Here is a 14,874-nt window from a genome sequence, read left to right as displayed (position 1 = left end):
ATTTTATAAATGAAAATATATTTTACTAAAATCTAATAACTGCAAATTATACGAGTTGTTAATTCATGTATAGTATTGAAGTTAATAATCTTACAAAAAGATTTGATTCGTTTACTGCTGTTGATAACATTTCATTTAATGTTCGAGAAGGAGAAATATTTGGTTTTCTTGGAGCCAATGGAGCAGGTAAATCTACAACTATAAGAATGCTGTGTGGAATTCTTGAACCAACAAGTGGCGATGCAATTGTTGGTGGTTATAGTATTGTTCACGATCCCGATAGAGTTAAATTAAATATTGGTTACATGTCACAAAAGTTTTCTTTGTATAATGATTTAACAGTCGAAGAAAATATAGAATTCTTTGGTAGTGTTTATGGATTGTATGGACGAACATTAAAAGAGAAAAAAGATTGGGTTTTAAAAATATCTTACTTAAAAGGAAGTGAAAATATATTAACTGGTTCACTACCTGGAGGAATTAAACAAAGACTTGCTCTCGGCATATCTGTAATTCATAAACCAAAAATTGTTTTTCTCGATGAACCTACAAGTGGTGTTGATCCAATTTATAGAAGAAATTTCTGGGAATTAATAAATGAATTATCTCAAGAAGGAATTACTGTTGTAGTAACAACTCATTATCTTGAAGAAGCTGAATATTGCAATAATATTATTTTAATTGATTCAGGAAAAATTATTGCTCAGGGAAGTTCAAAACAACTTAAAACAAATTATATTAAAAATCCTATACTTGAATTAGAATCTAAAAATATATTGGAAGTAATAGAAATTCTGGAAAAGCAGGACTTTGTAAGTGAGGTGTCGTTGTTTGGCAATAATCTTCATATAATTACAAACGAAAAGTTCAGCAATATTAGTCAGCTCAATTCTTTGCTGAAAGAAAAAAATATTACTCCAGAAAGAATTACAACTATTACACCTACACTCGAAGATGTATTTATTCATTTACTGGAAATGAAAAAGGATGAAGAAAAGATTAATGAAAATTAGCATAAGAAGAATTAAAGCAATATCAAAAAAAGAAATAAGACAGCTCTTGCGAGATGTTCGAATGCTTGGTGTTATCTTTTTATTCCCAATTTTTCTTCTCATAGTTTTTGGATATGCAATTAACTTTGATGTTAGACATGTTAAAATTGCAGTTTATGATCTCGATAAATCTTCACTTAGCAGATCATTTATTCGGGAACTTGTTAGTAGCGAGTATTTTGATCTTGTAAATTATATTGAGAACAAAAATCAAATTGAAAAATTTTTGGACGAAAATATTGTGCAGTGTGTTGTTGTTATTCCCGAAAACTTTTCAAGAAATGTATATTCAAATAAAGAAGTTAAAATACAATATTTAATTGATGGTGTTCAGGGAAACACGGCAAATCTAATTATGAATTATGTTAGTGTTGCAACTGCAAATCTTTCAAAAAATATAACAGAAGAATTTCTCGCACGAAAAGGAATAAATTATTATATCCCGATTCAATTAGAAACACGTTACTGGTTTAATCCAGATTTAAATTCTACCAGATTTTTATTACCAGGTTTAATTGGAATGATTTTAATTCTTGTAGCAGTAGTAACAATTTCTCTATCAATTGTAAGAGAAAAAGAAAAATCAACTATTGAACAACTAAATGTTTCTTCACTTTCTGTAATTGAATTACTTATCGGGAAAATTATACCGTATGTTATTATTGCATTTATTAATGCAAGTATAATTCTTTTTGCTGGTTATATATTTTTTGATATAATAGTTAAAGGAAGTTTTTTCTGGTTATTGATCTGTACTTTAGTTTTTCTTTCGGCTTCTCTGGGAATGGGAATAATTGTTTCTGTAATTGCAGATTCAATGCAGGTGGCTTTTCAGATTGGAACATTAATTTCATTGCTTCCATCGTTATTGCTCTCTGGTTTTGTTTTCCCGATTGAAAGTATGCCAGTATTTATTCAGATTATAACAAACATAACTCCAACAAAATTTTATATTATTTGTCTGAGATCAATTTTACTTAAAGGTGCAGGCATCGAAAATTACTGGCAACAACTTCTTTATATGATTTTGTTCTCTGTAATAAGTGTATCAATTGCTGCAAGAGCTTATATTAAAAAAATGAGTTAATTATATTTTGTGCTAATAGATAATTAAAAGAAAATGAAAACATTAATTTACTTCATCAAGAAAGAATTACAACAGTTAAGACGTGATCCCAAAATGTTTTTAATCGTTTTATTAGCTCCTGTGTTACAAACAATTTTACTTGGTTATGCAGCAACTTTTGATGTGAATAATGTTAATATAATTGTGTTTGATCAGGATAAATCAATTCAAAGTAGAAAGTATATAGAAAAGCTTATTCAGTCTGGCTATTTTACTTTGAAAAAATATTCAAATAATTACAGAGAGATTGAAGAATATATTTTAAGTGGAAATGCTGTAGCTGGAATTGTTATACCGAATAATTTTGAAAAAAATCTCTCTAACAATGTACCTACAAAATTACAGGTTATTGTTGATGGTTCTGATGGAACAAAAGGTTCTATTGCTACTGGTTATATACAAGCTATAACTTCTGATTATTCTCAGGAAATTATATCGAGAAATGCTGCTAAAAAAGGTATAGCAATTAATCTAACCAATATTCAACCTGCAACAAGAATCTGGTACAATCCAGAACTCAAAACAAGAGTATTTATGGTTCCAGCTATTACAGCTTTGTTGTTAATGATTATGACAATGCTTTTAACATCACTTGCAATAGTAAAGGAAAAAGAAGTTGGTACATTAGAACAATTAATTGTAACGCCAATAAAGCCCTGGCAATTGATAGTAGGTAAAATATTACCTTTTATTATTATCAGTTTCGTAATCATTATATTAGTAAATTCTGTTATGGTATTCTGGTTTCGTATTCCAATTAAAGGAAATATTATACTTTTTATTTTAGCTTCATTTACTTTTATTCTTTCAACACTGGGACTTGGATTATTTGTATCAACCATTTCTAAAACACAACAACAAGCAATGATGGTTACTGTTTTTGGTGTAATGATGCCTATGATTTACTTTTCGGGCTTTGTTTTCCCAATAGAAAATATGCCAAAAATAATTCAATATATTACTTATATAATTCCATTAAAATACTTTTTGATAATTATTAGAGGCGTAATTCTTAAAGGCAATGGTTTTGTTGAATTGTGGAAGGAATTAGTTATTCTTTTTATAATGGGTGTATTTATTCTTTTAATCAGTACAAAGAGATTTCATAAGAAGTTAGGTTAACACTTCTCATTTCATTATAATCAGAGTATATATCACATTATTATAAATCACAGATCAAAAAAATAATTTTTTAATCACTGTTAATTTATTTAAGTTTAACAACAAAACTCATCTTAAATTTATTATAAACTTCATAGCCAGCTTTTTATCCTGCACATTAGTTTATAATTAAATTTTCTACAGAATAAGTTAATCAGAATCTTAAATTTCAGGAGGTAAGAATGAAAAATATTTTGACTATTATTTTAAGTGTGATTTTATGTATTAATGTTTTTGCAGAATCTGAACCTAATAATACTCATCAACAGGCTACTCCCATCACTCCAAATTCAAGTGATAATGGAACATTATTTTATAATGATTCACAAAACTATGATGATGTAGATTGGTGGGTAATTACATTGTCTTATGATGGAAGTCTTTATTTTGAAGTTAATTCTACAGGCAATTTAGATATCGATTTGTATATTTATGATGTTGATGGTGAAACTTCAATTGCTTCTTATGATATTTCTATTGGACAAAGAGAATCTACTCATCATAATGCATTGAAAGCTGGTACTTATTATGTTAAAGCTGTCAGATATTCAGGATCCGGGAGTTATACGATATTTAATAGATTTACACTGGCACCTTATCAAAACGATTCTGAACCAGATGATTCTTTTGAACAAGCATTGCCTCTTGCTTTGAATTCTGAATCGACGGGACATATTGGTTATTATCAAGCAAAAAGTTATGATCAGGTTGATTGGTGGAAAGTAGTTATTCCTTTTGATGGCAGCTTAAAAATTAGAACCGAATCCGATTCAGCAGATATTGATTTATATATTTATGATGTTGATGGAAAAACATCCATTGCTTCTTATGATATTTCTATAGGCTTAATTGAAGAAACTCATTTTAATAACTTAATACCGGGTACATACTTTATAAAAGTGGTTCTTTATAGTAAGCATGGGGGATATAAAATTACGAGTAATTACGTGCAAACTAACATTGAAAATGTTACAACAAATGATGCTGAAACTAATGATTCGTATGATAAAGCTCAAAGTCTGGGAGTTTTTAATGCAACGTCAACAGTAGTAAATTATGGTCATCTGGGATATTATTCAAATAGTTATACAGATGATGTTGATTGGTGGAGTGTTGATGTTCAAACTGATGGAAAGTTAATTATAAAAACTTTATCAAATGAAACACTGGAAATAGATTTATATCTTTATGATGTAGATGGCATTACTCAAATAGCAAGTTACGATATAAGTACAGGTATTAATGAACAAACTCATTTTAATGGTTTATCTCCGGGAAAATATTTTATTAAAGCATTTAAATATTCAGGATATGGTTCATATAAAATTGTAGGAGAATTTATTAAATCAAAATTAGAAAATGATATTGAACCTAATAACGATATGGCAAATGCATTGCAAATCAATTCGAACATTGTGTATACAGGTCATCTTGGATATTATTCAAAAGGAATTACAGATAATAGTGATTATTATAAAATTACTTTAACATCAAATTGGGATTCACTTTATGTAAGAACAGATTCCGATTCCACTCTTGAAATAGATTTGTATTTGTATGACAATCTACAAAATCAAATATCTTATGCTGGCCTCTATGGAGTTAGTGAAATTATGTCACTTAAAAATGCAAATGCAAACACTTACTATATAAGAGCTTATAAATATTCTGGATATGGGAGCTATGCTATAAAAGTAACCAATCGTTATCCGGGCAATCCTTTAACTGATATTGTAGATGAAGATGTAAAAACAATAACAGCAACATTTGCACTTAATCAAAATTATCCCAATCCGTTTAATCCTGTAACAATTATCAGTTATCAAATACCTGAAAATTCTTTTGTTACATTGAAAGTATATGATATACTTGGCAATGAGGTTGCTACTCTTGTAAATGAACTTCAAATTGCAGGAGTTTATAAAGTTGAGTTTTCTGCAAACCATTTTAATCTATCGAGTGGTATCTATTTTTATAAACTCGAAGCAGGTACAAAATTTTCGCAGGTTAAAAAATTCATTTTAATGAAGTAATTCTAAAAAGTAAGTTTAATAAATTATCTAAGAAAAGAGGAACATATTAAATATGTTTCTCTTTTTTTATTCAGATAAAGTATCACATCCATTTTATAAATTAATAGATAATTATTCTTTCTAATTAAAACTGGATTTAATATATTATATTAATCATTCCTGAAAAATAATATTCTGCCAGAGAAAATAATCTACAATATTTATATAGATTTTTTCAAAATAAATTGAGGGTATTATGGCAGAATTAATTTTAAATCACAGGGAATTATATCGCTTACCGTGGACTTTACCAGACAATGCAATATCCTGGCTTGAACCAACAGCAATGTGCAATCTTGCATGTGATGGTTGTTATCGTGAAAACGAAAAGAATTCGCACAAACCACTTGATTTAATAAAACATGAGCTTGACATATTTCAACAGAAGAGAAATTCTGATTGTATTTCAATTGCAGGTGGCGATCCACTTCTTCATCCACAAATAGTTGAAATTGTTGCTGAAATAAAAAGAAGAGGTTTAAAACCAATTGTAAATACAAATGGAGCTGTTCTTACTAAAGATTTATTAAAAGATTTGAAGAAAGCAGGAGTATATGGATTTACTTTTCATGTTGATAGTAAACAGGGTCGTGGAGGTAAATGGCGAGGTAAAAATGAAGTTGAATTAAATGAACTCCGTTATCATTATGCAAAAATGCTTGCTGATGTGGGTGGAATTGCATGCTCATTTAATTCAACAGTCTACGAAGATACATTAAAATACACACCAGAACTTTTAAAATGGGCAGAAGAAAATATAGATATTGTTCATACTATGGTTTTCATTTGCTTTCGACATGTTGTTCCTTCTTTACCTTTTGACTGGTATGCAGGTGGACAAAAGGTTGATTGGCAGAATATTTCTTATCATTCAGATACAGATAGAAAAGTTGACATTCTTTCTACTGATATTTTAAGAGTAGTTAGAGAATATTATCCTGATTTTTCTCCCTGTGCATATTTAAATGGAACAGAAAAAGTTGATTCGTTCAAATGGTTACTTACAGAAAGAATTGGTACAAAAGGAAAGATATATGGTTATGCTGGGCCCAAATTTCTTGAACTTGTAATGATAGCACATCATTTCTTTAAGGGTACTTACCTTTCTTATGCTTCTCCAAAAATAACACGTCGTGGAAGATCAGCAATGTTATTTCTATGGCCAGTAGATAAAGGAATAAGAAAAGCATTAATAAAAATGCTAAAAAATCCGTTGCAAATTTTTAAGAAAGCACACATGCAAACAATAATGTTCATACAACCAGTAGATATTATGAAAGATGGACGTCAAAGCATGTGCGATGGTTGTCCAGATATTACAGTATGGAATGGTGATTTAGTATGGTCATGCAGACTTGAAGAGCAAAAAATGTTTGGAACGTTTTTAAGGTCGGTGCCAAAAAATCAGGAGTAAAAAAATCAGAAGTATTGTATTTCTAAATAAAAAAGCCCCCGTTAAAGGACGAGGGCAACCTGAATGTTTTTCACAACGGAATAATCCTTATTGTGAATTGCTTTCTATTTGTTCAAATGAAAAATAATTCATAAAGATAAAAACTTATTTAGTATGCCTTAAAGAAGTAATATTAATAAAATGACATACGAGTTTTGAGTGTATCATTACTATATAAACTTACTAAATACTTTTAGGAGTAATTTATCATTCTTGATTTTATTTTTGTTTTTGCTCGAGAGCAGTCAAATTTTCAAACTTTATAAAGATTCAAGTCTATTACTTTGTTTTTGGCATACCTCCAGAGATTAAAAGTTATTGAATAAAATTAATTTTTAGAAATTACTTTACTAAAATCTCTCTTGAAAAAGAATGATTACTTTATTTTATTAATTTATGGGAATTTTTTTATAAAACACTCTCCCATTCCATATTCATTTGTTTCTTTAGAATTCAATATAATAGAGATTTTATCATAACCTTGAATTATTTCTTTGTTATTTATTGGCTTTATAATTTGAATTAAATATCCATATAAATACTTCCCTCTACCATATTCTAACACCTTATTAATATTAACTATATCGGTACGAATATCATTAACATAAGCTTTTAATTCGTCTGATGATATATTTTTGGGTGCTATATCTAATGTATCTAAGTTAGATATAAATTTTTGAATTTGTAATACTTTAGTTAAACTCATAGGTCTGAAATAAATCATATATGTTTCGAAAGGCCCCACTTGTGGTTCAAAAGCATTCATTCCATATATTTCTAATCGATCATATTTTGGATTTATTTCAAAGTCATTTAATGCAGGAATATTCCATGCCCAATATTCTAATTTAGTTTTTCCATAATCAGATGGTTTAATAGCATAAATACAATAATAAAAACCTTTTGGGACATTTAATGAAAAATATCCTGATTTGTTGGTTAAAGTTTGGTATAAGTTTTCAAAATTTTTGTTTTTTAATATTACTAATACTGAATCAAGGGGATTATTATTAAAATCAGTGACATGTCCAAATATTCGGACAGTTTCTTGAGAATATAATATAGTATTTAATAACAAAATTAATGAGATATAAATAATCTTTTTCATTTGTTATATATTTATATCCATATTAATTTTTTACTCTTAAGTACAAAAGAATTTAAAATACTCTGGTTTTAATATCTAAAAAGAACAAACCTGTCTTCGACAGGCAGATCTGCTTGTAGCAGGTAAGAAGAAAAAAATTACTAAATAGTTTCAACAAATTTCTTAAACTCATTATCAATTATCAATATTTATAAAAATTTCATTCCCGTTAATAACTAATTCATTTGTTTTTATTATATGACATTGTTTTTCTTTTTAATATTAAGTATACTAAAAAGGAATTATGGAAATTTTATTAATCATATTAGCATTTATAATTTCTTATCTGATTGCCTTTAAATTATTCAAACCAGGCAAACCAGATCCTTTTCGTAATTATGATGACGATTGATTTTTTACCTTCTTAAATTCAGAAATTCTTAATTCCATTTCGTTTAAGTCATTAAATTATTTAATTATTTCCAGCATACTTTAGTTTATCAAATATAATTTTGGGAAATTATTTGTTTTGATATGTGTATTTATTATAATATTTTAGAACATACCAAACGGTCGGTTTATGCAAAATACTAAAGAACATATACTTAAAACAGCTTTTAAACTTTTTCTTCAGAAAAGTTATAAAGAAGTAACAATGCAGGATATTGTTAGAGAAACAGGCTTATCAAAAGGAGCTTTTTATCATTACTTTAAAAGCAAAGAACAGGTTTTTAAGGAAATTATAAATACCTATTACTTTGATAAAATGATGATTGATTACGAAAAATTATCTCATAATTCACTTAAAGAATTCTATCAGGATTATGTTAAGCATATTAAAAATACTTTGACTTCTATTAAAAACGAAATTTTTGATTCAAGTACTTTGGTTAATATAAATTTTATTACCATAGTTTTTGATGCAATGAAATTATTCCCCCGCTTTCAGCAAAAAGTTAAACAGGTGCAACAATATGAACTTAATGAATGGATTAAAATTGTGAAAATAGCGAGAAGAAAAAAAGAATTTTCATCTCCAATGTCAGATGAACAAATTGCACGAATGTTTATTTATTCTAATGATGGAATTGCTTTGAGACTTTTACTTGAAGGTAACTTACAAAATCTTGATAAGGAAATGCTGAAACTCTGGAATAATTTTTATAAAGAAATTAAAGATTAGTACATAATCAAAGAATTCTTGACGTTCGTTGTGATTTCAACAATTTAATCGCCAAGAACGCAGAGAAAGGTCAGAGATTATTGGTACATAAAAATTATAACAAACTCTTGTATGCAATTAAACGTCTATTGTATCAGCAATTGAAATTTTTTATTGAATTAGAGAGGAATAAATATGAATTACAGTAAAAAGCTCTTATTGTTTGTTTTTATTTTTACTTCGATAATTTATGCACAGAAAGAAAAACGTATAATTTATTTATCCTGGAAAAATGTTATTGATATTTCATTAAAAGAAAATCTCTCGCTTAAATCAAAGTCGCTCGATTATGAAATTCAAAATTTTGAAACCTGGAAATCTCTATCGAATTTTCTTCCTTCTCTGTCATATCAGGGCATTGCTCAGAAAAACATAGAACTTCCTGTATTTGTTTTTATGGGACAGAGATTTGTTGTTGGAACACCATATAATTTTCAACACTCATTTAATTTATCGCTCCCATTGTTTACAGGTGGTGCAAGATGGTTTAATTATAATATTCAAAATAATATTAGAAAATCTTTGAAAGAGGAATTAGAAGGAAAAGAAGAAGAGACTGTGCTTAATGCAATGCAGGCTTATTATGCAATTATACTTGCAAATGAAATGTGTAAAACAGCAGAAGAAGCAATTAAAGTTGCAAAACAAAATTTAGAACAGGTAAAAAAATTTTATAATGCAGGCACAGCAACCGAACTTGATTTGCAACGTGCCAAAGCTCAATATTCATCAACCTTGCCTGTTTATGAATCTGCTTTATCGAATAAAAAATTATCGATGCAGAGATTGAAGATGCTACTTAATATTCCACTCGAAGATTCTCTTGTTGTTATAGATAGTCTCGATAAACAAGATTTTCTAAATGAATATGAAAATATCTCTCTGGATGAATTAAAAGCAATTTCAAAAGAAAAAAGAAATGACTTAAAAGCATTGAAATATCAGCAAGAAACAACTAAAGCAGGTGAGAAAATTGCACTCAGTAGTTTTGCACCAACAGTAGCTATTATGGCAAGTCTGGATTATGCAGCTCCAATGGAAAATACAAAAGTTACCTGGAACGATTATATCCGTTCAAAATCATTGACTTTATCTTTATCCTGGCAATTGTTTGATGGAGGTAAAAGAATCATTGATTATCAAATTGCTAAGATTAAATCTGATCAAATGAATTTGTACTTAAATCAAGCTCAATATGCTGCTGATTTAGAAATTGAACAGAGTTATTATAGCTTTAATGAAGCATCTAAAAATTTACAGAGTTTGAAAGATGCACTTGAGCAATATAAAGAAAGTCTTCGTATCTCTAATCTGCTTTATTCACAGGGAATGAGCAGTCAGCTTGATGTTTTAAATGCACAATTACTTTATACCAAAAGTAAAAGTGACTACTTGCAGGGAATTTATAATTATAATGTAAGTCAACTGGCATTACTAAAATCAATTGGTCTTTTAGATAAAATCTGGAAATAATTAAGAGGAAAAAATGCAAAGGAAAATAATTCTTTTTTTGATTATAGCTTTGATGATTGGTTGTTCAAAGCAATCAAATGAAAATGTAGAAAAAATAGTTCCTGTAAAAATCTATAAAGTAAGAAGTGAGTCAATTTCGAGATATGTAAAAGTAACAGGAACAATTACTGCAGAAGAAGATGTGATTGTTTATAGTAAGACTGCAGAACGAGTAGAAAAAATTTTCATTAGACCAGGTCAAAGAGTAAATAAAAATCAGATTATAATTCAACAAAAAAATGATTTGCAAAGACAGGGACTTGAAATCGCAAATTCTGCATTAAAGACAGCAGAACTTCAAGCAAAATTGGCTATTCAAGAATATGAGAGGATGCTTAAACTTTATGAACAAAAGGCGATAAGTCAACAACAATTTGATCAGGTCAAAACAACAAAAGAAACTGCCGAGCAAGCACTCAATCAGGCAAAAGCATCTTATGAACAGGCGAAAGAGCAATATGAAAATTGTTTTATTAAAGCTCCTTTTGATGGAACTGTAGCTGCAATTTTTGTAGAAGAAAATCAGATGATAAATATTGGTCAACCTGCGGCTCAGGTGGTTTCACCTTCAAAGATGAAAGCAAAGGCTTATATAACTGGCAAAGATATTCAATATGTAAAGATTGGTCAAAAGGTTGTTATTAAATTCCCGACTATTCCCGGAGAAGAATTTTATGGTAGAGTAGAAAAAATGAATACCGCACTTGATCGATTATCAAAATCTTTAGAAGTAGAAATTTCTATTCCTACAAACGATTCAAGATTGAGATCCGGAATGTTTGGAGAATTTCTCATCGAAATTGAAAATCATCCTAATAGTGTTGTTGTTCCTGAAATTGCTTTACTCACTCAAACAGAAGTAAAAATTGATAAAGAGACAGGAATGCAAAGCCCGGTAAAAAAATATTTTATCTTTACTGTTCAGAACGGAAAAGCAAAATTAAAAGAAGTTAAAACAGGAATTTTCAGTGATGGTAAAATTGAAATAACAGATGGATTAAATTTTGGTGATACAATAATTGTAGTTGGTCAAAACATCGTTAAAGAAGATCAAAAAGTTAAAGTAATTGAATAAGGATTGACTATGATACTTACAAAATTTTCTCTTAAACGTCAGATAACTCTTTTAATGATTTATGGTGTAATAATCTTATTCAGCTTGTTCTCTTTTTCACAACTGAAAATAGATTTTTTCCCGGATATTACTTTTCCAATTGCAGGTGTAATAACTAATTATCCTGGAGTTGGACCGGAAGATATTGAAAATTTAATAACCAGACCTATTGAAGAAGCAGTATCTTCAGTAAAAAACATTGAAAGAGTTACTTCACAATCCTTTAAAGGCTCTTCAATTGTTACGCTTGAGTTTAAATATGGTACGAATATGCAGGTGGCAGAAAATGATATTCGAAAAAATCTGGATTACATACGAGATTATTTGCCAGAAGATGCATCTCAACCAATGGTTTTTGTATTTGATCCATCAATGATGCCTATTAGTTATATAAGCATTAGTTCTCCTTACCTGGGACCTGCAGAATTAAGAAAATTATCCGAAGAAAAAATTGAACCACTACTCGAAAGAGTTGAAGGTGTTGCTTCTGTTCAAACTATGGGCGGATTACAAAGACAAATTAATGTAAACATCAATCCAATTTTATTGGCTTCTTATGATATTTCTCCTAATGATGTTTCTCAAGCTATTCAATATGGAAGTGGACTTTTACCATCAGGTACAATTGAGACAACAGATAAAAGTTATAATCTAAGAGTATTCAGTGAATATACATCTCTCGACCAAATAAAAAATACAATTATTACTTATAAAAATGGTTTGCCTGTTTATGTTAAAGATGTTGCAGAAGTTGAAGATGGATACAAAGAAAATGCAAACGAAGTTCGAGCTGACTTTGGCGAAGGTGTAATGATAATGATTTTCAAACAATCAGATGCAAATACAGTTCTTACAAGTCGAAGAATTAATCAGGCAATTCCCGATATTATATCAAGACTACCGCAGGGAACAAAAATGAGTGTTCTCTGGGATCAGGCAGATTTTATTATGAGATCAATTACAAACTTAAGAGATACTGCAATTATCGCATTCTTTCTTTCATTTTTTGTTATTTATTTCTTCTTAAGAAATTTACGTGGAAGTATAATTATGGGAATTTCAATTCCCATATCAATCATTGCAACATTTGCTGTAATGTTCTTAGCAAATGTTACTTTGAATATTATTTCAATGGCAGGACTTGCACTGGCAGTAGGAATGCTTGTGGATAATTCAATTGTTGTTCTGGAAAATATTTACAGGCATCGTGAACTTGGCGAAAATAAATTTGATGCTGCCGATATTGGAGCTACCGAAGTTGGAATGGCTATAACTGCTTCTACGTTTACAACAATAGTTGTATTTGTACCAGTTTTGTTTGTTCCTAATATCACAGGTCAATTATTTAAAGATATGGTTTTGACAATAACTTTCAGTTTAGCTGTTTCACTTCTTGTTGCATTAACTCTTGTACCAATGATGTCTGCAAATATCTTAAAGTTCGATTATGTAAAGAAAAATACTCGTTTTACCAGAATTAAAGATGCAATAGGTGAATGGTTAATAAAACTTACTGATAGATACAGTAAAATTTTACACTGGTCACTTTATCATAAAAAAATAATATTAATTTCTGTAACAGTACTTTTTATTTTATCTCTTGGACTTGCAGCTTTTTTAGGTGGTGAATTTCTTCCAAGAACAGATGAAGGTTTTATTAATGTAATGTTAGAATCGCCAGCAGGAACTCCTATTGAAAAGACAAGATTATATGCATATAAAATTGAAGATATTATTAAAGAAGTTATAGACAAAGATATTTTAGAATCAGTTTCAATTTTTTATGGTACACGTGAAGGAATTGGTGCTTATGGTACAACTTCAAGTACAATTGAATTATTTGTTAAATTAATTCCAAAAGAAAAAAGAAGTGTATCGCAATTTGAAATTCAGGATAGATTAAGAAAAAAGTTTGATGAAATTCCCGGAATTACTTATACATTTCAGGAAGGTGGTTCATTCACAACAGAAAAGGCTATAGAAGTAAAAGTTTTTGGATTTGATATTGATGGTGCAAAAGCAATTGCTAACGAATTAAAATCAAAAATGGAAAATGTAAATGGACTGGTTGATATATCATTAAACACAAAAGAAACAACTCCCGAAATTCAAGTTCATCTTAATAAAGATTTACTCAATCATTATAATTTATCAACACTTCAGGTGGCAATGAATATTTCTACTGCAGTTCAGGGCAAAGTAGCATCTCAATATCGTGAGAAAGGTGATGAGTATGATATTTATGTTCAATTTGCAAGAGAATATAGAAAATCAAAAGCTGCTTTAGAAGAACTCGAGATTGCTCTACCAGCTGGTGGAAGAATTAAATTAAAAGACATAGCAGAAATTCGAGAAGAACAATCTAGTCCTACAATTTTTAGAGAAAATCAGAGTAGATTTGTATCTGTTGGATGTAACCTGTCTGGAATTGATTTATCAAAAGCTGTAAGTGAAATTAAAAGAATTATTGCAGAAACTCCTATTCCATCAGAATATCAGGTAATTATTGGTGGTACAGCAGAAGATCAACAGGAAGCATTCTTTTATCTTGGACTTGCATTTATAGCAGCAGTAATTCTGGTTTATATGATAATGGCTTCTCAATTCGAATCTTTAGTAGATCCATTAATAATTATGTTTACAGTTCCACTTTCAATTATTGGTGTGTTTATCTTTCTTGCAATCACAGGAACAACAATAAGTGTAATGGCTCTTGTAGGAGTTGTGATGCTGGTTGGTATTGCAGTTAATAATGGGATTGTGCTTGTGGATTATATAAATCAACAGAGAAGAAAAGGGATGGAATTGTATGAAGCAGTTGAATTTGGTTGTAGAGCCAGAATAAGACCAGTTTTAATGACTGCATTAACAACTATACTTGGTATGGTTCCTCTTGCAATTGGTATAGGTACAGGTTCAGAGACATGGTCGCCTCTTGCCAAAGCTGTAATTGGTGGATTAACAACAACAACTTTACTTACATTAATTGTTATTCCAATTCTTTACATTGTTTTTGAACATGCAGGAGAAAAAGTAAAAAGCTTTTTAAAGAAAAGAAATTTGAAAATCGAATAG

The 14,874-nt window shown here is 29.2% G+C and carries 10 protein-coding genes; 9 read left to right on the top strand and 1 reads right to left on the bottom strand.

What is annotated here, in order from left to right; all coding sequences use genetic code 11:
* Positions 1-65 precede the first annotated feature (65 nt).
* The 5 genes from VJY38_RS12790 (at position 66) to VJY38_RS12770 (ending at position 6,825) form a co-directional block, all read left to right on the top strand.
* On the top strand, positions 66-1,013 hold the full coding sequence (locus VJY38_RS12790; protein ID WP_353681113.1) for an ABC transporter ATP-binding protein: 948 nt from the start codon (positions 66-68) through the stop codon (positions 1,011-1,013).
* Entirely contained in the window at positions 988-2,139 is a 1,152-nt protein-coding gene (locus VJY38_RS12785) for an ABC transporter permease (RefSeq protein ID WP_353681112.1), read from the top strand. Before VJY38_RS12790 ends, VJY38_RS12785 begins: the two co-directional genes overlap by 26 nt.
* Before the next feature lie 33 nt (positions 2,140-2,172).
* Complete coding sequence (locus tag VJY38_RS12780) at positions 2,173-3,300, top strand: ABC transporter permease (protein WP_353681111.1); 1,128 nt, start codon at positions 2,173-2,175, stop codon at positions 3,298-3,300.
* 221 nt (positions 3,301-3,521) lie between these two features.
* Positions 3,522-5,372 (top strand): pre-peptidase C-terminal domain-containing protein, encoded by a 1,851-nt coding sequence (locus VJY38_RS12775; RefSeq protein ID WP_353681110.1) that lies wholly within the window; start codon positions 3,522-3,524, stop codon positions 5,370-5,372.
* Positions 5,373-5,607: 235 nt separating this feature from the next.
* A complete protein-coding gene (locus VJY38_RS12770; RefSeq protein ID WP_353681109.1) occupies positions 5,608-6,825 on the top strand; it encodes a radical SAM protein in 1,218 nt (405 codons plus the stop codon).
* A 433-nt stretch (positions 6,826-7,258) separates the two neighbouring features.
* Here VJY38_RS12770 and VJY38_RS12765 read toward each other — a convergent pair whose 3' ends face one another.
* Positions 7,259-7,972 carry a carboxypeptidase-like regulatory domain-containing protein gene (locus tag VJY38_RS12765; protein ID WP_353681108.1) on the bottom strand — a complete coding sequence of 238 codons (714 nt, stop codon included), beginning with the start codon at positions 7,970-7,972 and terminating at the stop codon, positions 7,259-7,261.
* Positions 7,973-8,531: 559 nt separating this feature from the next.
* On the opposite strand from VJY38_RS12765, the gene VJY38_RS12760 reads away from it, so the two are divergent.
* From VJY38_RS12760 to VJY38_RS12745, 4 genes are all read left to right on the top strand, one after another.
* The gene (locus VJY38_RS12760) at positions 8,532-9,134 is read left to right on the top strand and encodes a TetR/AcrR family transcriptional regulator (protein ID WP_353681107.1); all 603 of its coding nucleotides are present in this window, start codon (positions 8,532-8,534) and stop codon (positions 9,132-9,134) included.
* Positions 9,135-9,308: 174 nt separating this feature from the next.
* Positions 9,309-10,646: a TolC family protein gene (locus VJY38_RS12755; RefSeq protein WP_353681106.1), complete on the top strand. Its 1,338-nt coding sequence runs from the start codon at positions 9,309-9,311 to the stop codon at positions 10,644-10,646.
* 13 nt (positions 10,647-10,659) lie between these two features.
* The gene (locus VJY38_RS12750; RefSeq protein ID WP_353681105.1) at positions 10,660-11,760 is read left to right on the top strand and encodes an efflux RND transporter periplasmic adaptor subunit; all 1,101 of its coding nucleotides are present in this window, start codon (positions 10,660-10,662) and stop codon (positions 11,758-11,760) included.
* A gap of 9 nt (positions 11,761-11,769) precedes the next feature.
* Positions 11,770-14,874, top strand: a complete 3,105-nt coding sequence (locus tag VJY38_RS12745) for an efflux RND transporter permease subunit (RefSeq protein WP_353681104.1) — start codon at positions 11,770-11,772, stop codon at positions 14,872-14,874.

It is taken from the genome of Rosettibacter firmus (assembly GCF_036860695.1).
GTDB lineage: Bacteria > Bacteroidota > Ignavibacteria > Ignavibacteriales > Melioribacteraceae > Rosettibacter > Rosettibacter firmus.
The sequence above is the reverse complement of the archived record's forward strand: the minus strand, read 5'-3'. Positions and strand labels throughout refer to the sequence as shown.

Excerpts from the sequence above, each read along its gene's own strand:
- VJY38_RS12745 (WP_353681104.1), top strand. The coding sequence starts at position 11,770 with ATGATACTTACAAAATTTTCTCTTAAACGTCAGATAACTCTTTTAATG.
- VJY38_RS12760 (WP_353681107.1), top strand. The coding sequence starts at position 8,532 with ATGCAAAATACTAAAGAACATATACTTAAAACAGCTTTTAAACTTTTT.
- VJY38_RS12765 (WP_353681108.1), bottom strand. The coding sequence starts at position 7,972 with ATGAAAAAGATTATTTATATCTCATTAATTTTGTTATTAAATACTATA.
- VJY38_RS12790 (WP_353681113.1), top strand. The coding sequence starts at position 66 with ATGTATAGTATTGAAGTTAATAATCTTACAAAAAGATTTGATTCGTTT.
- VJY38_RS12780 (WP_353681111.1), top strand. The coding sequence starts at position 2,173 with ATGAAAACATTAATTTACTTCATCAAGAAAGAATTACAACAGTTAAGA.
- VJY38_RS12750 (WP_353681105.1), top strand. The coding sequence starts at position 10,660 with ATGCAAAGGAAAATAATTCTTTTTTTGATTATAGCTTTGATGATTGGT.
- VJY38_RS12785 (WP_353681112.1), top strand. The coding sequence starts at position 988 with ATGAAGAAAAGATTAATGAAAATTAGCATAAGAAGAATTAAAGCAATA.
- VJY38_RS12775 (WP_353681110.1), top strand. The coding sequence starts at position 3,522 with ATGAAAAATATTTTGACTATTATTTTAAGTGTGATTTTATGTATTAAT.
- VJY38_RS12755 (WP_353681106.1), top strand. The coding sequence starts at position 9,309 with ATGAATTACAGTAAAAAGCTCTTATTGTTTGTTTTTATTTTTACTTCG.
- VJY38_RS12770 (WP_353681109.1), top strand. The coding sequence starts at position 5,608 with ATGGCAGAATTAATTTTAAATCACAGGGAATTATATCGCTTACCGTGG.